This window comes from Blautia sp. SC05B48 (genome assembly GCF_005848555.1).
Taxonomy (GTDB): Bacteria; Bacillota; Clostridia; order Lachnospirales; family Lachnospiraceae; genus Blautia_A.
Window position 1 is genome coordinate 1971557 of the sequence record NZ_CP040518.1, and the last position, 18968, is coordinate 1990524.

An 18968-nucleotide genomic window follows, 5' to 3' on the forward strand; every position below is an offset into this window, starting at 1 on the left:
GGTGAGCAATTGGAAAACTATACTAAGTACAAGCTGAAAAGCAGTGATGAGCTTGCATCAGTGCTAAACGGCAGGGACAATCTGTTTGTAATCGCCTGTAACAAGTGTTTCAAGGAATTTGAGACCGTTGACGAACCGGATTGCGAAGAATTCCTGAAATTTGCTGCGGAGCAGGGAAAAACCGTCACAGGCAGTGCGAAATTCGATTTTCTGTGCAACAAGATGCACACAGAAAGAAAATTACAGGATCTGCTGCCGGAAGGTACAGAGAATGTAGTTGTGATCTCCTGTGGTCTTGGTATCCAGACTGTTGAAGATCTGGCCGATAAGCCGGTGATCGCAGCAAGTAATACCCTTAACTACAGAGGCCATCACGGCATGGCACTTACCAAAAAGAGCTGTGATGCATGTGCACAGTGCTATCTGAACATTACCGGAGGCGTCTGTCCTATCGTCGACTGTTCCAAGAGTCTTGTGAACGGACAGTGCGGCGGAGCAAAGAACGGAAAATGTGAAGTGGATCCTAACAAGGACTGCGCATGGGAGAAGATCTACCAGAGACTGGCAAAACAGGGTCGTCTGGAAGAGTTCCTGAACCAGCCGGTACAGGTACGTGATTACTCCAAGGTTAACTTTAAGGTGATCAATGATTACGTGAAGTCTATCAGAGAGGACAGACTGAACGGATACTATGGTGGCGTTCATCCGTCAGAGCACAAGGAATTCAGCGAGCATATCGATCTGAAGAAATTCCCGGATCCGAAGACTGTTGTGATCTCCATGTCCCAGCATCTTGGTGCACCTGCCAACCCAATCGTGGAAGTAGGCGACACGGTAAAGGTTGGACAGAAGATCGGAGAAGCTGCCGGATTTATCAGCGCACCGGTACATTCCAGTGTAAGCGGAACCGTAGTTGCTGTTGAGCCACGTATGCATGGTACAAGAGGCAGTGAGGTGATGGCAGTTGTCATCGAATCCGACGGAAAAAATACTCTGCACGAATCCGTACAGCCACATAAAGCCCTGGACGAACTTACACCGGATGAGATCATTGAGATCGTAAAAGATGCCGGAATCGTTGGTATGGGCGGTGCAGGTTTCCCGACCTGTGTCAAACTGAAACCTGCGAAGCCGGTTGATACCATCCTTCTCAACGGATGTGAGTGTGAGCCATATTTAACGGCAGACCATAAGGTTCTCCTTGAGTTTGCTGATGATATTATTTTCGGTCTGAAAGCGATCCTTAAGACAACAGGTGCTGAGAAGGGCATCATTGTCATCGAGGATAACAAGCAGGATGCGATCGAATTAATGCAGAAAAAAGTTGCCGATATCGAAAATATGGAAGTTTTTGTTGCAAGAACCAAATACCCGCAGGGCGCTGAGAAAACTCTCATCAAGCGCGTCATGGACAGAAAGGTTCCAAGCGGCGGTCTTCCGGCAGATGTTGGCGTTATCGTAGATAATATCAGTACTGTAAAAGCGATCTCCGATGCGATTCAGAAGGGTATGCCGCTGATCGAGCGTGTTGCAACCGTAACAGGCGAGAAGATCAAGAATCCTGGCAACTTTATCATCAAGATCGGTACCAGCGTAAAAGAGCTGATCGATTACTGCGGTGGATTTACAGATGACGATGTTCTGGTCAAGATGGGCGGACCTATGATGGGATTCCCTCTGAACACTCTGGAGGTACCTATGATGAAGGGCTCCAATGGTATCATCGCTATTGATACAGATGAGACCAAAGAGCAGCCATGTATCAAGTGCGGACGCTGTGTGGACGTATGTCCGATGGAACTTTCTCCTCTGTATTTCGTAAAATATGCGAAAGAAGAGAACTGGCAGGGCATGAAGGACATGAATGTCATGGACTGTGTTGAATGCAGATGCTGTCAGTATATCTGTTCTTCCAAGATTCCGATCATTAACAGTATCAAAGCCGGAAAAAATGCAGTAAGGGGGATGAAGTGATATGTTGATTACCCAGTTAAAAGCAAAAGAAACTATCGTATCACTGGCAGCCGGAAGGAAAGTTTTTATCATCAACTGCCATGGATGCAAGGAAGTTCGTTTTCCGGAAAAAGAAGCTGTTGAACTTCAGAAGGAGCTTTCCGCTGAAGGAAATGTGACAGGGATCATGACAACGGATTATATCTGTAATCCGGAAAATATGCAGTTACGTCTTCAGAAACACATGGATAAGATCAGGGAAGCGGATCTGATTCTGGTATTCTCCTGTGGTGTTGGTGTACAGACCATCGCAGAATATCTGGAAGACAAGATGGTATGCGCAGCCTGCGATACATACCCGGTACCTGGTTTCCAGGGTGTAACACCGTTAGAATATAAATGTGACCAGTGTGGTGAGTGTTATCTGAACCTTACCGGCGGGATCTGCCCGATCACAGCATGCTCCAAGAGTCTTGTCAACGGCCAGTGCGGCGGTTCCAAGAATGGTAAATGCGAAGTGGACAGTGACATGGAGTGTGGATGGGAGCGCATCTACAGACGTCTGAAAGAGATCGGACGCCTTGACGCACTGAAATGCCCGACACAGATCCATAATTTCGCTACAGATGATGAAGTGAAATAATAAGCAAAGATTTATTAAGAAGCCAAATTAAATTATGATACGGTTCACCGGAAGTATTCCGCAAGGTATGTTGCAGAGCAGGTGGACCGTACCCCAAATTTTAAATGATTGGAGCAAATATAATATGAAAATGAAAGAATTATTCGACCGTGGTGAATTTGTAGTTTCTGCAGAAGTAGGACCGCCAAAAGGGATCCATGTAGATGAACTGGTAGAAGAAGCCAAAACTTATCTCAAAGGCGTTCATGCAGTCAATGTAACAGATAACCAGTCTTCTGTTATGCGTCTTGGATCTCTTGCAATGTGTAAAGTTCTCAAGGACGCCGGAATGGATCCGATCTTCCAGCTTGCATGCCGTGACAGAAACCGTATCGCACTGGAGTCTGATCTTTTAAGTGCTGCTATGCTTGGTATTGAGAACATCCTCTGTCTGACAGGTGACCATACGAAGATGGGCGATCATCCGCAGGCAAAACCGGTATTCGATCTTGATTCTGTATCTCTTCTTCATACAGTACAGCTTCTTGAGTCCGGTGTAGATCTTGGAGGAAACCCGCTGGTTGGTGAGCCTCCGAAATTCTCCAAGGGTGCCGTTGTATCTCCATGCAGCGATTCCGTTGACGCTCAGCTTGCAAAGATGGAAAGAAAGGTTGCTGCAGGTGCAGACTACTTCCAGACACAGGCTGTATTTGAGCCGGAGAAATTCATCAAATTTATGGAAAAAGCAAAACAGTTCGGAAAACCTGTACAGGTTGGTATCATCATTCCGAAATCCGCCGGAATGGCTAAGTTCATGAACAACAACGTAGCCGGCATCCATGTTCCGGATGAGATGATCGAGGAGCTGAAAGCAGACAAAGAGAAAACAAAAGCCGGTATCACAGGTGTTGAGATCGCTGCACGTATCATCAAAGAGTGCAAGCCGTACTGCCAGGGTGTACATATCATGGCACTTGGATGGGAATCCAAGATCCCGGCACTTCTGGAGCAGGCTGAGATCTGATCAGAACGATTGCTTTATAAAAAATAATCAGAAAAGCTGTCCGGAACCGGATGCAGGAGATGCACACCGACCGGGCAGCTTTTGTGTAAGAAAAAGCTTCTCTATACGGAAAAACTCTTCGGGAAGCCTGCGTGATCCACAGCGGAAGAATTCTAGCTTAAGAGGTAAAGAGACGATGGAAAGTATTATTATCGGGATCGCCGGAGGATCAGGCTCCGGCAAATCTACATTTACAAACAGACTGAAGAAGCATTTCGGAGACGATGTGGTGGTGATCTATCATGATAATTACTACCGCAGACAGGACGGAATTCCTTTTGAAGAACGTGTGAAGGTGAATTACGATCACCCGGATTCACTGGAAACAGATCTTCTGGTAGAGCATCTCAAAGAACTCAAGGAGGGCAAAACCATCCAATGTCCGGTATACGATTACAGTCAGCACAACCGCTCCGACAAAGTGCTGAAGATCGAACCAAGACCGGTTATTCTGGTAGAGGGAATCCTGCTTCTTGCAGATTCGCGTATCCGAGATCTTCTGGATATCAAGGTTTATGTGGAAGCAGATGCAGATGAGAGGATCTTAAGACGGATCTCCAGAGATGTGGAGGAACGTGGACGGGATTTAAACGGAATCATCGATCAGTATCTTACCACAGTAAAACCGATGCATTATCTGTACGTGGAGCCTACACGGGCGAAAGCAGATATTGTGATCAACAGCGGTAAGAATAACGTGGCCTTTGATCTGTTTGTATCAAAGATCGGGCAGCTGTTGAAAGAACTGAAAAAATAATAAGTAAAATAAAAAGCATGTCATACTTTAGGACAGAGCGGATCAGGTTATATCCGTCTGGCTGTGTATGACATGCTTTTTTGAACGGTTCAGGTGAATATGTCTGTATTCACACGCTCTGTATAAATTTCTCCACATAATATAAAGCTGCACCAATGGCAGGTGTATACTGCCCGTGGGTGCCGACCAGAATCTGGCTTTTGTCCAGGGTGAATGGTGCGTCTGTGTTGATGTGTTCTAACAGATAATTAATATCTTCTTCTGTAAAATAAGGTGCCAGATATCCGCTAATGATGATCGGTGCATCGATGATCAGGTTCAGATTTTTCATGGCAAAGGCCAGATGGTTCAGATAATCTTCCCAGTGCTCAGCAAGCCGGGGAGATTTTTTTTCGCGGAGCAGAGAGAAAAATTCCCTCACAGGCATCCCGGCAGACTGTTCCAGAGCGTTGGCAGAGCAGTAGGTTTCCAGACAGCCATGGTTTCCGCAGTAACATAAAGGGCCGTCAGGATTGACGCACATATGCTCAAGGGTTCCGCTGTGCATGGAACTTCCCTGATGAATCTGATGATTGGTTATAATGGCACCGCCAAGGTTTCGGTTCAGAAGGAACACGACAGCACTGTCAAGCTCCGGGTGATTCCACAGCTCCAGAAAAGCGGCGGATTTGGAATCATGTTCCAGATGGCAGGGGTAAGGAAGATGCCGGGAAAAATCCTCCAGCTTCATTCCGGTATTGTTCATGATGTTTCCGTAGATCACAGTGGAATTATCCGGAGAAGTGATCCCCTGTGTGGCAATGGAAATACCCAAGATCTTTTCTTTCGGATAGTGATTTTCTGCGATGAATCTTCGTACTTTATCGGTCAGTTGTCTGTAATATTCTTCTGCGTTGGAATAGGGAAGAGCAATGGTTTCTGTATAAAAGGCATTTCCATATAAGTCGATGGCTGTGATATGGAACATGTTTTTCAGGATCCCGATGCCAATGGAAATCCGGAAATCCGAGGTGATCTGGATGGCCTGAGCTTTCCTGCCTCCCGTGGAATCAAAATATCCGTTTCTGTCAATAAGCCCTTCTTTTTCCAGCAGGTTCAGGTTCTGACTTACTGTGGAAAGCCCCATCTGAAGGTCCTGGACGATCTGCATTTTGGAAGTCTGGCGTGTTTTGTATATATATTGGTAAACCTTGGACCGGTTTATTTTCTTTAAATTGATGGTGGTTAATCCTTTTTCGCTCATGAGATTCTCCTGATAAAAGTAATTATAGATATGTTTAAGTTTTAAATGTATTTTACTATAAATGAGCAAGTTCGTGATTTTGCATAAAAGAAAGACACCTCGATTCCATGTGTTGTATAATGAAAGTGCCAAAACAAACATTTGCAACATTTACGAAAGAAGGTGTCTCTCGCAAATACTATACATCATTCCTCATTCATATACAACCAGTTTAAAAAATTAAACTTATGCAAATTTTATTCGAACCGAGTAATAAACCATCTTATGAGTATCCTAATCAGTATTTTCATTTCAGGATATCATGGAAAAACCACGGACTTTGCTAAAAACAGTTCCTGCCACAGAACTACGATTGCCCATTTCCTCAATTCCGGAAAATGGGATGATTCCTTACTTTCAGATACGTTAAAATGCTCTGTCATTGAGATTATTTATTCAGAAGCAGCACGCACCGGAAAACCTGTTCTCTGTATTGTGGACGATACGATTGCTTCAAAGACAAAGCCTTCGTCACAGGCTTTACATCCGATTGAAGATGCGTATTTTCACCAATCCCATTTAAAGGGAAAACCGGATTACGGGCATCAGGCAGTTGCTGTTATGCTTTCCTGCAATGGCATTGTTCTGAACTATGCTTTTGTAATGTACAATAAGTCAATTTCCAAGATTGACATTGTACAAAGCATTGCAAAGGAGCTGCCTGTTCCACCGGTAATGTCCTATTTTCTTTGCGACTGCTGGTATGTTTCTGAAAAGATAATCAATACCTTTGCACAGAGAGGGTTCCATACCATCGGTGCTTTGAAAACAAACCGTTTGCTGTATCCATCGGGAATGAAAAAGAAACTTCGTGAACTGGCCGCCGAATTGTCTGTTACACATCGTGAATTTGACCTTGTGACAGTCAAAAAACGAAACTATTATGTGTACCGGTACGAGGGAAACCTCAACGGCATAGAAAATGCGGTAGTTCTTTTGAGTTATCCGGAAAAAGCATTTGGTAATCCCAAAGCATTGCGTGCTTTCATCAGTACAAACGCAGCCCTGTCTACACAGGAGATTCTTTCCTGGTATGTGTGTCGATGGCCGATTGAAGTATTTTTCCGCCAGTGTAAGGATAAACTGGCACTGGACAGCTATCAGATACGCTCTGCACAGGGAATCAAAAGGTACTGGCTACTTATGTCACTGGCACATTTCATGTGTGCAGTGGGTACTGGTAGGTTCTGTTCGTTTGAAACTGGATATCACGAAATCTGTGATACCATTCAGCTGGAAAAGTATCGTTATCTTTTTCAATGCGCAAAGGAAAGCAATGATTTTGATTCATTTATGAAATTCGCAGTGTAGTTTTGTGCAATTTTTCAAATTTGCTCATTTATAGTATTTTAGTATAAATTTGCAGGAAATGCAATGTCAGCGCATGAAGCAGAGCAGAACAAAAGTTTTTTCGAGGAATAATAAGTAACAGTATATGGATTGGCAAAGGATATATGTCTTGTGCATAAGTAAAAGTAAACAAAAATATAAGAACAAAATTAGGTGTTTTGTCAATGGATTTTTAAAAAAAATAGTTTTATACTCTACTTACAGTTAAGACATAAGCATAAGTGAAACGCATAAATGACAACGAAATAGAAGAAAACAGGGAGGTCTAAGATTATGAAATTAACAAGAGAAGGAATCAAAGAACGTGAAGCATGGAAGAAAGCAGGCATCGATCTTCCAGGATACGATGTAGAGGCAGTTACTGAGAAAGCGAAGAAGGAGCCAGGCTGGGTACATTTCGGAATCGGAAATATCTTCCGTGTATTTATCGGAGGTATTGCAGATGGTCTTCTGGAAGAGGGAGTTCTTGACAGAGGCATCACATGTGTAGAAACCTTTGATTATGATGTAGCAGATAAGATTTACGCGCCATATGACAACCTTGGCTTAAATGTCATTCTCCATGGTGATGGAACCCGTGAATACAAAGTTCTTGGGGCACTTGCAGAAGCAGTGAAAGCACAGTCTTCTGATGCTGAACAATGGAACCGCCTGAAAGAAATTTTTGCGGCTAAATCCCTGCAGTTAGTTTCCTTCACTATCACAGAGAAGGGTTATGCACTCCGGAAAGCAGACGGAACATGGTTCCCGTTTGTGGAAGCAGATATTAAAAACGGATCGGATAAGGCAACGGGAGCAATGGCAGTTCTTGTGGCTATGCTGAATGAGAGATATAAAGCAGGGAAATATCCGATCGCCCTGGTATCCATGGACAACTGCTCACAGAACGGCGCCAAGCTTCGTGAGTCCGTACTGACTATGACAGAGGAATGGCATAAAGCGGGCTTCGTAGATGATGGCTTCGTAGATTATGTAACGGATGAGAAGGTGGTTGCATTCCCGTGGACCATGATCGACAAGATCACACCTCGTCCAAGCGAGCAGATCGCAGCAGACCTTGAGAACCTGGGCGTTGAAGATATGCAGCCGGTGATCACAGGAAAGAAAACATACATTGCACCATTTGTTAATGCTGAGAAGCCACAGTATCTTGTTATCGAGGACAGCTTCCCCAACGGACGCCCTGCTTTGGAAAAAGGCTTCGGCGTATACATGGCGGACAGAGATACCGTCAATCTCTCCGAGAGAATGAAAGTAACCGTCTGCCTGAATCCGGTACATTCCGCAACCGGCCCTCTTGGTGTGGTACTTGGATATGATCTCTTTGCACATATGCTGAACACCAACGAAGATATGATGAAAATGGCCCGTATGGTTGCTTATGACGAGGGACTTCCGGTAGTTGCAGATCCTGGAATCCTTTCCCCACAGACATTTGTGGATGAGCTTTTCAATGACCGTTTCCCGAATGAGTATCTTGGAGACACCAACCTTCGTCTGGCTGTAGATGTGTCCCAGATGGTAGGTATCCGTTTCGGTGAGACTGTAAAAGCATATGTGAAGAAATTTGGAGATGCTTCCAGGCTGACAGCAATCCCGCTTGGAATCGCAGGATGGCTGAGATACATGCTGGCTGTAGATGACGAAGGAAACAAATTTGAGCTTGCACCGGACCCGATGAATGAGGAGATCACAGAGCAGCTTGACGATATCGTGATCGGAAAACCGGAGACCCTTAAGAATCAGCTGAAGCCGATCCTTTCCAATGAGAGACTGTTCTTCACAGACCTTTATAAAGATGGTGTCGGAGAGAAAATCGAGGATATGTTCCGTGAGATGATCGCAGGACCGGGAGCTGTAAAGGCAACTATTCATAAATATGTAAAATGAAACATCAGAGTTCAAAAGTCAGACAGCAATCCGTAAGTAGTGAATAAAGAGAAATGAGGTAAATGGAAAGATGACAGAACCGGTATTTGCGGCAGATCCGTTAAGACTGTTGATCGCGGCAGCAGCAGGGATTTTATTATTATTGTTACTTATCATAAAATTTAAGATTCACCCGGTTTTATCCCTGTTGATCGCTGCACTGGTTATCGGGCTTGGTGCCGGAATGCCGGTTCCAACGCTGGTAAGCACTGTGGAAAACGGCGCAGGAGAAACCTTACAGGGAATCATACTCCTGATCGGATTGGGCTCTCTGTTCGGTGGGATATTGGAAGTGTCCGGCGGCGCACAGTGCGTTGCCCAGACACTGATAAACAAATTCGGTGAGAAAAAAGCGGGGATCGCTCTTGGAATTACAGGACTTGTTGTAGGAACCACCGTGTTTTTTGAGGCAGGCGTTGTGATCCTGATCCCTCTGGCATTCGGACTTGCGAAGAAAACAAAGAAATCTACTTTATATTATGTGATTCCTCTTCTCGCCGGACTTGCCACCGGTTTTGCATTCATTCCGCCATCAGCAGGATCTGTTCTGGTGGCAAATATGCTGAATGTGGATCTCGGAGTGATGATCGCGGTAGGTGTGCCTGTGGGTATTTTATCATTGATTTTTGCAGGAATCTTATGGTCCAAATTTATCGGCAAAAAGATCAACACAGGGCTTCCCTCCAATATCCAGGAGGTACGTGAGGAGGAAGAAGCCAATCTGCCGAAATTTTCTACAGTATTATGTATCATTCTTGTTCCGCTGGTACTGATCCTGTGCAATACAGTTTCTGAATACATTCCGGGAATCGACGCGGCACGTCCTGTTCTGGAATTTCTGGGAACACCTTTTGTGGCACTGATCATAGCAGTATTGCTTGCCATGTATTTTCTCGGAAAGAAGCAGGGCTATAATGGAGAGCAGCTTAAGAAAATCCTGGATCGTTCTCTGAAGCCTACCGGACAGATCCTTCTGGTCATCACTGGTGGAGGTATCATCCGCTGGGTTCTTCAGGACTGCGGTATGGGAAACATTATAGGACCTGCCCTGGAAAAAAGCGGACTTCCGCTTGTACTGGTCGCATTTCTTATTGCAGCTCTGATCCGCGCATCTGTTGGTGCGGCAGTTGTGGCTATGACAATGGCAGCAGGAATTATGGCTGCTATGCCCGGAGTTGCAGACTTGTCACCGGTTTATCTGGCAGCAATGGTCTGTGCCATCAACGGTGGTGCAACCGCATTCAGCCATGTAAATGATTCTGGATTCTGGCTGGTAAGCTCTCTTCTGGAGATTGATGAAAAAACAACCCTGAAATCCTGGACAATGATGGAAACTATCGTAGGAGTAACAGGCCTGGTTTGTGCTGTTGTGATCAGCCTGTTTGCATAGGAGAGTGGACAAAAATGATAGTAAAAGTAATTTTAGGCACAATGCAGAATGCAAGAAAGTTGGTAAGTATTGCAGAATCCATCCCATGTGATGTAGAATTATGTTACGGTCGTTATGTTGTAAATGCAAAGTCTATGCTTGGGGTCTTAAGTATGCCTGAGTTTGATGGGGGAGAGCTTCATATACATACAGATAATGAGAAAGAATGTGAGAAGATCCTTTTTCAGCTGCTTGATCAGAACCTTCTTGTGGACACAGGAGATGCTGTGAAAAGATCCATCTATGATATCACAACTTTTGGTGAGATCCTGATCGATTTTACTTCCCGGAATATTAATGAGGACGGACAGATGCTGTATGCCAGAAATCCGGGCGGTGCACCAGCCAATGTTGCAGTTGCAGCCAGCAGACTGGGAGCTCATACTGCATTTATCGGTAAAGCAGGAAAAGACATGCACGGAAAGTTCCTGAAATCTGTTCTTGAGAAAGAAAGCGTGGATACCAAGGGTATGCTTCTGGACGAAAATTATTTTACTACCCTGGCTTTTGTGGAAGTCAGGGAGACCGGAGAGAGGACTTTCTCTTTTGCAAGAAAACCGGGAGCGGATACGAAGATCCAGAAGGAAGAAGTGGACGTGGATGTGCTGGATCATACCCATATTTTTCATGTTGGATCATTGTCCCTGACGGATCAGCCTGCAAGAGATACCACGTTTTATGCGGTAAAAAGAGCGAAAAACAAGGGCAGCGTGATTTCTTACGATCCCAATTACCGTGCATCTCTGTGGCCGGATGAAAAAACTGCCAAAAAACATATGAGAAGTCTGGTACCCTATGTGGATCTCATGAAGATTTCAGATGAGGAAACCGAGCTTCTGACAGATCATAAGGATGTCCGGGAAGCAGCGAAGATACTGTATGAGCAGGGCGTGAAAGTCGTGGCAGTTACTCTTGGCGGTGAAGGAGCTTATATTTACAGCAAAGATGGAGGCTATATGGTGCCGGGATTTTCAGTGAAACAGATTGCGGATACGAACGGAGCCGGTGATTCCTTCTGGGGAGGATTCCTGTATAAGGTCAGCACATCGGAGAAACAGCCGGACGAGCTGACACAGGAGGATCTGAAGGAATTTGCACGTTTCGGTAATGCGGTGGCCAGTCTATGCGTGGAGAAAAAAGGTGCGATCCCGGCAATGCCGGAGCTTGCACAGGTGGAACGCAGAATTGCAGAGGAATCGTATTCATAAACCTGTAGCAGAGTTATATCTAAATTGCGAAGCAATTGTGTTTATGAGCATGTCAGATTTATGAAAGGATGGGGTTTTGAAATGAATTTAAAAGATCAGATGAACGGAATTCAGCACGTAGGTGTGCCGACCAATGACATTGAGACAACCATTAAATTTTATGAAGCACTGGGATTTGAGATCGCTTTTCAGACAGTGAACGAGGCTGCCAATGAGAAGGTTGCTTTCCTGAAGCTTGGAAATCTTGTGATCGAGACGTACGAGAACAAAGCTGCAAAAATGGAATCCGGTGCCATCGACCATGTTGCCATTGATGTGAAGGATGTGGAGAAAGTCCACGAGCTGGTAACAGCAGCCGGACTGAATACTACCAATGATGAAGTCCATTTCCTGCCGTTCTGGGAGAATGGCGTGAAGTTCTTTACCATTGAAGGCCCGAATAAGGAGAAAGTGGAGTTCAGCCAGTACTTATAAGAAGTAAATAAAGTTGTGCTCATGGGTGTGAAACAGAGTATAATGCAGATGTTTATTTTGTGTTGCATACAGCCTGTCAGATATCAGATGAATTAAAGATCATCGTATGTCTGACGGGCTGTTTTATGTATCAGAAAGAATTTACGGACATGGGAAAATTTCTTGCATGAAATGGATAATGAGACTACAATGAAATGCAGACGTGCTATAGAAGATCAGGATCAGCAGTAGATGAGATGATTCCTGAAGAATGAAAACGGGAAATGGATTTCGGATATCCGTTCACGTATAATGGAGAATTATGAAAATACATTACAGAATCAAAAATAATACAATAGAAATCATCCGTTGTTACGGTACTGATGACCGGATCGTGCTTCCGGAAGAGATCAATGGTCTTCCGGTAGTCAGTGCGGCGCCGTATGCGTTTTCCGTACACAAGGATGGAGAAGAAGAGGCGGAAGTCTGGGAGAATGAAGATACATTTTCGTTTGGAGAAGAGAGGCTTCTTGCCGGCGAAGAAGTGCAGGAGATCGTTTTCCCGGATACGCTGAAGGAAATCGGAAGATATATTTTTTATGGATGCAAAAAACTGGAGCGGCTGGAGTTTTCGGATACGCTGATGCAGGTGGGAACCGGGGCATTTACGGGATGCAGCGGGTTGAAGGAGCTTGTGATCCATCAGAAAAAGGGAACCAAATCCTGTGCGAAGGAGATTCTTGGGGAGTTATGGCAGAAGATCGATGTGGATTTTCTGTACGAAAATGGCGAGGCAAGTGGAAAACGTGCGCATATGGTTTTTCCGGAGCATTATGATGAGGCGGTGGAGAATACGCCTGCGAGAATTTTGTTTACGGAGTATCATGGATCCGGGACCAATTACCGGCAATGCTTCTATAGTAAAGAACTGGATTTCGCGGAGTATGACAGCCTGTTTGATATGGCAGTGGTGATGGATAAGCTAGAGGTCCTGGTGGATATGAGCTTCGGACGACTTTGTTATCCGTGGCTGCTGAGTAAAAAAGCGAAGAAGCAGTATGAGGATTATATCCGGGGAAATATTAAGGATATCGGGGAATATCTGGTGGAGAGCGGAAACTTAAATGGTTTGGAACTGCTTTCCCGGGAAAAACTCTGGAACAGAGAGGGCCTGGAACACAGTATTGATGTGGCTTCCGGAAAGAAGGATATGGAGATTTCCGCGTTTTTGATGAATGAGCGCAGCAGGATGCTGGAGGAAGAACAGAAGGTGGCCGGGGAGACAGAAGATTCAGTTCGACCGGTGAGAAGGAAACAGAAATTTCAGTTGTAAGTTGGAAGTGCCCACTGATAACTGCGGAGTGACTGCACTAACTTTATAACATATGTGAGTATGTGAAAAATAAGTTGCATGTAGATAGATTACGATATTATGAAGTAGTAATGGCAATTATAGTAGTTTCTGAGAGAACTATAATGAAGACAGAATTGTGACAGCAGATCAGAGGGGGTGAGAATTCTGAGTGAAATAGAAATAACCGAAAATAACAAAAATAACTATCTATCCGGTCAGGGATCCAATTCCCAGGAAGCAGCCCAGCGTCTCCAGGACATCGGCAGCAGCATCCTGCGGGCGGCAAGAGACGAGCTGTATCTGGGCATGCGCTTTCTGGACGTGGCGCTGAGCAGCTTTGTTTATCGGATGGATGGTTCGGTCAGTCCATTTGGAACAGACGGGGCTGTGATATACTTCCATCCGGCGCAGCTTGGCGGGCTTTATAGGGAGAACCGGATACTTGTGAACCGGGGATATCTTCACATGGTGTTCCACTGTATTTTCCGACATTTCGGAAAGCCAGGGGCAGACAAGCGCCTATGGAATTTAAGCTGTGACATTGCGGTGGAGCATATGATCGACGGTATTTATCACCGCTCAGTCCGATATTCCAGAAGTCTTCTTCGGAGGGAGACCTACCGTCTTCTGGAAAAGGAAAAGAAGACGTTGAATGCGGAGTGGATCTACAAGATTTTGAAAGAACAGTTCCTGAAGGAAAAAGAACTGCTGCAGCTGGAAAAAGAGTTCTATGTGGATGATCACAAATACTGGGTCAACCAGCAGCCGAATCAGAAACCCAATCCCCTGATGAGCAAAAAATGGGGAGATATCAGCGATGGGATCGAAACAGACCTGGAGACTTTTTCCAGGGAGGCAGGAGAACAGGACGGAGATTTTCTGGATCAGCTGAAAATAGAGAACAGAGAACGGTATGATTACCGGGATTTTCTGCGGAAGTTTGCGGTATTCCGGGAAGAGCTGACGGTAGATCCGGATAGCTTTGATCATAATTTTTATACCTATGGGCTTTCTCTTTATGGGAATATGCCGCTGATTGAACCCCTGGAAACCAGAGAAGTGAAAAAAGTTTCGGAATTTGTCATCGTGATCGATACCTCCATGTCCTGTTCTGGGGAACTGGTGCGGAGATTTCTGGAGGAAACTTACGGAATCTTAAGTGACAGCGGGAATTTTTTCCAAAAGGTAAATATACACATTATCCAGTGTGACGAGAAGGTGCATTCAGATGTGAAAATCACCGGCAGAGAAGAACTGCAGGATTACATGGATAGTCTGGAGCTTTACGGCGATGGGGGCACAGATTTTCGCCCGGCTTTTGCTTATGTGGAAGAGCTGATGGAGAAACGAGAGTTTGAAAATCTGAAAGGCCTGGTGTATTTTACAGACGGTTACGGCATTTTTCCGGCAAAGATGCCGCCATACCGGACTGCATTTGCATTTATGGAGCAGGAGCCGGAGGATGTGGATATCCCGGCCTGGGCCATGAAGCTGGTGATCACGGAGGATGAACTGGAGGATAAGCGGGATACGTCGATAAAGTAATCCGCTGCAGGCAGGAAATGAGATATTTTGGATCAGAGAAACGTGCAGCCGTGAGACAAAGAGAAGCATACAGAAGGAGACAATAAGAAAACCATGAACATAAAACGAGCAAAACAGGAGATCAGAGATTCCATAGAAGCATATCTTGCAAAAGACGAATTCGGTGAGTACCGGATCCCGGCAATCCGTCAGAGACCGATCCTTCTTATGGGCCCTCCGGGAATCGGAAAGACACAGGTTATGGAGCAGATCGCAAGGGAATGCGGGATTGCCCTTGTTTCTTATACTATTACCCACCACACCAGACAGAGTGCCGTGGGACTTCCTTTCATTGTAAAAAAGAATTACGGTGAGGAAGAATTTTCTGTCACGGAATATACCATGAGTGAGATCATTTCATCCGTTTACGACAAAATGGAAAAAACAGGTCTGAAAGAAGGCATCCTGTTCATTGATGAGATCAACTGCGTATCTGAAACACTGGCACCGATGATGCTGCAGTTCCTTCAGGGAAAAACCTTCGGAAACCAGAAGGTGCCGGAAGGCTGGGTAATCGTCACAGCAGGCAACCCGCCGGAATATAACAAATCCGTCCGGGAATTCGATGTGGTCACTCTGGACCGTATCAAGAAGATTGATGTGGAGGCAGACTTTGATGTATGGAAGGAATACGCCTACCAGCAGGGAATTCATCCGGCGGTGATCTCCTATCTGGAGCTTCGCAGAAAAAATTTCTACAGGGTGGAGAATACCGTAGACGGAAAGATCTTTGCCACAGCCAGAGGCTGGGAGGATCTTTCACGTCTGATCCAGGTTTATGAGATCCTTGGAAAAACCGTAGACCGTGAGGTGGTCAGCCAGTACATCCAGCACAGGATGATCGCGAAGGATTTCGCCAGCTATCTGGCTCTTTATTATAAGTACAGAACGGATTATAAAGTGGAGGACATCCTGAAAGGAAAGTGGGATTCCATTACCCTGGGTAAGATCCGCACGGCCTCTCTGGATGAGCATCTGAGCATTGTAAGCCTTCTCAATGGAAAGCTCAGCGAGCTTTTTACAGAATGCTATCTTACCGATGCCTATCTCACGAAACTGTATGATTATATGGTGTACTTCAGAGAAGATCAGGACATCCTCACAGCAAAAAATCTCATGGAAAAAGCAGAGGCGGATCTTGAAAAGGACAAAAAGAGTGAGCTTCTTACAAAACAGCAGGAGCGTATACAGAAACGTGTTGTGTCATTCTTTGAAAATGCGTCCGGATTGAAATCAGCTTCGGAATCAACCGGATCAGATAAAACCGGATCAGGTTCAGAGCCGGCAGGAGGCAGAAGTGCTGCAGCAGAATCGGAAGTTTTATCGTCAAACAGGAACTATGAGTTTGTGAAAGCCCTCTTTGAATCCGAAACCGAAGCCTACGAAAACCGAACCGACGAAATATCCTTTACTCTTCAGAACGTTTTCGACTTTATGGAAGCTGCCTTTGGGGACAGTCAGGAAATGGTGGCATTTATCACGGAACTGAATGCCAACTACTATAGTCTCTGGTTCATTCGGGAGAACGGTTCCGACCAGTATTACAGGCATAATAAAGGTCTTCTTTTTGACGACCGCCAGAAAATGATTCTGGGTCAGATGGAGGAAGTGGAAAACATTCTCAATAATGGAATAATGTAATATGTCTTACCAATTTATTATTTACTATTGCTATAAATGAGCAAGTTCGTGATTTTGCATAAAAGAAAGACACCTCGATTCCATGTGTTGTATAATGAAAGTGCCAAAACAAACATTTGCAACATTTACGAAAGAAGGTGTCTCTCGCAAATACTATACATCATTCCTCATTCATATACAACCAGTTTAAAAAATTAAACTTATGCAAATTTTATTCGAACCGAGTAATAAACCATCTTATGAGTATCCTAATCAGTATTTTCATTTCAGGATATCATGGAAAAACCACGGACTTTGCTAAAAACAGTTCCTGCCACAGAACTACGATTGCCCATTTCCTCAATTCCGGAAAATGGGATGATTCCTTACTTTCAGATACGTTAAAATGCTCTGTCATTGAGATTATTTATTCAGAAGCAGCACGCACCGGAAAACCTGTTCTCTGTATTGTGGACGATACGATTGCTTCAAAGACAAAGCCTTCGTCACAGGCTTTACATCCGATTGAAGATGCGTATTTTCACCAATCCCATTTAAAGGGAAAACCGGATTACGGGCATCAGGCAGTTGCTGTTATGCTTTCCTGCAATGGCATTGTTCTGAACTATGCTTTTGTAATGTACAATAAGTCAATTTCCAAGATTGACATTGTACAAAGCATTGCAAAGGAGCTGCCTGTTCCACCGGTAATGTCCTATTTTCTTTGCGACTGCTGGTATGTTTCTGAAAAGATAATCAATACCTTTGCACAGAGAGGGTTCCATACCATCGGTGCTTTGAAAACAAACCGTTTGCTGTATCCATCGGGAATGAAAAAGAAACTTCGTGAACTGGCCGCCGAATTGTCTGTTACACATCGTGAATTTGACCTTGTGACAGTCAAAAAACGAAACTATTATGTGTACCGGTACGAGGGAAACCTCAACGGCATAGAAAATGCGGTAGTTCTTTTGAGTTATCCGGAAAAAGCATTTGGTAATCCCAAAGCATTGCGTGCTTTCATCAGTACAAACGCAGCCCTGTCTACACAGGAGATTCTTTCCTGGTATGTGTGTCGATGGCCGATTGAAGTATTTTTCCGCCAGTGTAAGGATAAACTGGCACTGGACAGCTATCAGATACGCTCTGCACAGGGAATCAAAAGGTACTGGCTACTTATGTCACTGGCACATTTCATGTGTGCAGTGGGTACTGGTAGGTTCTGTTCGTTTGAAACTGGATATCACGAAATCTGTGATACCATTCAGCTGGAAAAGTATCGTTATCTTTTTCAATGCGCAAAGGAAAGCAATGATTTTGATTCATTTATGAAATTCGCAGTGTAGTTTTGTGCAATTTTTCAAATTTGCTCATTTATAGTACTATTGATTAAATTGGGGAATTATCGTATAATATTTACTATAAAAGTCCGGAAAATAGAGAGGGCAAATAGTCAAAATGCACAGACTGGCTGAATAGCTGCAGAGCGATTATATGGTGCAGAACTGCATGATGACTGAGAATGGTGAATATCCACTTGTCTATATTCCGGAATTTTTATGTAAAGGAAGGCAACACAATAATAAAGGAAGGCGGCCGAAACGGACGACATGTTTACAAAGATTACAGAAGAACGAGCATTTGACGGAATATTAGTGCAGATCATAGAAAATATCCGGCGGGGAGAACTGAAGCCGGGGGACACTTTACCTGCGGAACGTGTTATGGCAGAATCACTGGGAGTTTCCAGACCTGCTGTCCGTGAAGTCCTGCGGGCACTGGAGCTGATGGGAATTGTCACAACGGTCCGCGGCGGAGCCAACTATATTACCGAGAATATGGATCAGTGGCTTTCTGCACCACTGGCCCTTCTTTTTCAGCTGAATAACAGCCATGTACAGCAGGTGCAGGAACTTCGTTCTGCGCTGGAGCAGGAGGCTGCGCTTCTTGCAGCCGGGAAGTGTACAGAGAAGGATGCATTAGATCTGCGTTCCATCCTGGCACAGCTGGAGAGCTCAGAGGACGAGAAAGCTCGTGCAGGTCTTGATAAGAAGCTTCATACGAAGATCGGCAGGATCGCAGGGAATCCTATGATCTATAATGTTCTGGATGCGGCAGCGCAGCTGACAGAGGAGATCATTTCCGGTACCCGAGCTTATATTATGCAGAAACATAATTCCGCTCTTGAGGTGGATGACCAGCACAGAAGACTGGTGGAAGCCATTATTTCCGGAGACCGGAACCAGGCGGAGAGGCTGATGCGCGAACATATGGAAACCATTGAGAAATATATAATGGAGATCGCACAGCAGCAGGGTGAGAACAGCCTTGTATTTCATCGCTGATCCACTTGAAAAAAATAAA

At 44.8% G+C, this 18968-nt stretch carries 15 protein-coding genes and 1 pseudogene; 15 read left to right on the top strand and 1 reads right to left on the bottom strand.

What is annotated here, in order from left to right; genetic code table 11:
- The first annotated feature begins 9 nt into the window (after positions 1-9).
- The 4 genes from rsxC (at position 10) to udk (ending at position 4395) form a co-directional block, all read left to right on the top strand.
- On the top strand, positions 10-1974 hold the full coding sequence (gene rsxC / locus EYS05_RS09065) for an electron transport complex subunit RsxC (protein ID WP_138277044.1): 1965 nt from the start codon (positions 10-12) through the stop codon (positions 1972-1974).
- A gap of 1 nt (position 1975) precedes the next feature.
- Positions 1976-2596, top strand: a complete 621-nt coding sequence (locus EYS05_RS09070; protein WP_138277045.1) for a methylenetetrahydrofolate reductase C-terminal domain-containing protein — start codon at positions 1976-1978, stop codon at positions 2594-2596.
- A gap of 124 nt (positions 2597-2720) precedes the next feature.
- Positions 2721-3599, top strand: coding sequence for a methylenetetrahydrofolate reductase (locus EYS05_RS09075; RefSeq protein WP_118512611.1), 879 nt, complete (start codon positions 2721-2723; stop codon positions 3597-3599).
- Between the two features lie 175 nt (positions 3600-3774).
- Positions 3775-4395, top strand: a complete 621-nt coding sequence (udk, locus tag EYS05_RS09080; RefSeq protein ID WP_138277046.1) for a uridine kinase — start codon at positions 3775-3777, stop codon at positions 4393-4395.
- Between the two features lie 109 nt (positions 4396-4504).
- Here udk and EYS05_RS09085 read toward each other — a convergent pair whose 3' ends face one another.
- Complete coding sequence (locus EYS05_RS09085) at positions 4505-5638, bottom strand: ROK family transcriptional regulator (RefSeq protein ID WP_138277047.1); 1134 nt, start codon at positions 5636-5638, stop codon at positions 4505-4507.
- 264 nt (positions 5639-5902) lie between these two features.
- On the opposite strand from EYS05_RS09085, the gene EYS05_RS09090 reads away from it, so the two are divergent.
- From EYS05_RS09090 to EYS05_RS09135, 11 genes and pseudogenes are all read left to right on the top strand, one after another.
- Positions 5903-6988 carry an IS701 family transposase gene (locus EYS05_RS09090; protein WP_055290736.1) on the top strand — a complete coding sequence of 362 codons (1086 nt, stop codon included), beginning with the start codon at positions 5903-5905 and terminating at the stop codon, positions 6986-6988.
- A 312-nt stretch (positions 6989-7300) separates the two neighbouring features.
- Positions 7301-8917: a mannitol dehydrogenase family protein gene (locus tag EYS05_RS09095; RefSeq protein ID WP_138277048.1), complete on the top strand. Its 1617-nt coding sequence runs from the start codon at positions 7301-7303 to the stop codon at positions 8915-8917.
- Positions 8918-8987: 70 nt separating this feature from the next.
- Positions 8988-10346 (top strand): GntP family permease, encoded by a 1359-nt coding sequence (locus EYS05_RS09100; RefSeq protein ID WP_118512608.1) that lies wholly within the window; start codon positions 8988-8990, stop codon positions 10344-10346.
- 41 nt (positions 10347-10387) lie between these two features.
- Positions 10388-10498 (top strand): annotated as a pseudogene (locus tag EYS05_RS18190) (HPr family phosphocarrier protein); the annotation flags it as partial.
- Between the two features lie 126 nt (positions 10499-10624).
- Entirely contained in the window at positions 10625-11593 is a 969-nt protein-coding gene (locus EYS05_RS09105) for a carbohydrate kinase family protein (protein ID WP_243119298.1), read from the top strand.
- 81 nt (positions 11594-11674) lie between these two features.
- Positions 11675-12067, top strand: a complete 393-nt coding sequence (locus EYS05_RS09110) for a VOC family protein (protein ID WP_118623640.1) — start codon at positions 11675-11677, stop codon at positions 12065-12067.
- 301 nt (positions 12068-12368) lie between these two features.
- The gene (locus EYS05_RS09115; protein ID WP_138277050.1) at positions 12369-13379 is read left to right on the top strand and encodes a leucine-rich repeat protein; all 1011 of its coding nucleotides are present in this window, start codon (positions 12369-12371) and stop codon (positions 13377-13379) included.
- A 279-nt stretch (positions 13380-13658) separates the two neighbouring features.
- Positions 13659-14945, top strand: a complete 1287-nt coding sequence (locus EYS05_RS09120) for a vWA domain-containing protein (RefSeq protein ID WP_243119300.1) — start codon at positions 13659-13661, stop codon at positions 14943-14945.
- A 93-nt stretch (positions 14946-15038) separates the two neighbouring features.
- Complete coding sequence (locus EYS05_RS09125) at positions 15039-16625, top strand: AAA family ATPase (protein ID WP_138277051.1); 1587 nt, start codon at positions 15039-15041, stop codon at positions 16623-16625.
- A 239-nt stretch (positions 16626-16864) separates the two neighbouring features.
- Positions 16865-17950, top strand: a complete 1086-nt coding sequence (locus tag EYS05_RS09130; protein WP_055290736.1) for an IS701 family transposase — start codon at positions 16865-16867, stop codon at positions 17948-17950.
- 264 nt (positions 17951-18214) lie between these two features.
- Positions 18215-18949, top strand: a complete 735-nt coding sequence (locus tag EYS05_RS09135) for a FadR/GntR family transcriptional regulator (RefSeq protein WP_118512603.1) — start codon at positions 18215-18217, stop codon at positions 18947-18949.
- The last annotated feature ends 19 nt before the right edge of the window (positions 18950-18968 follow it).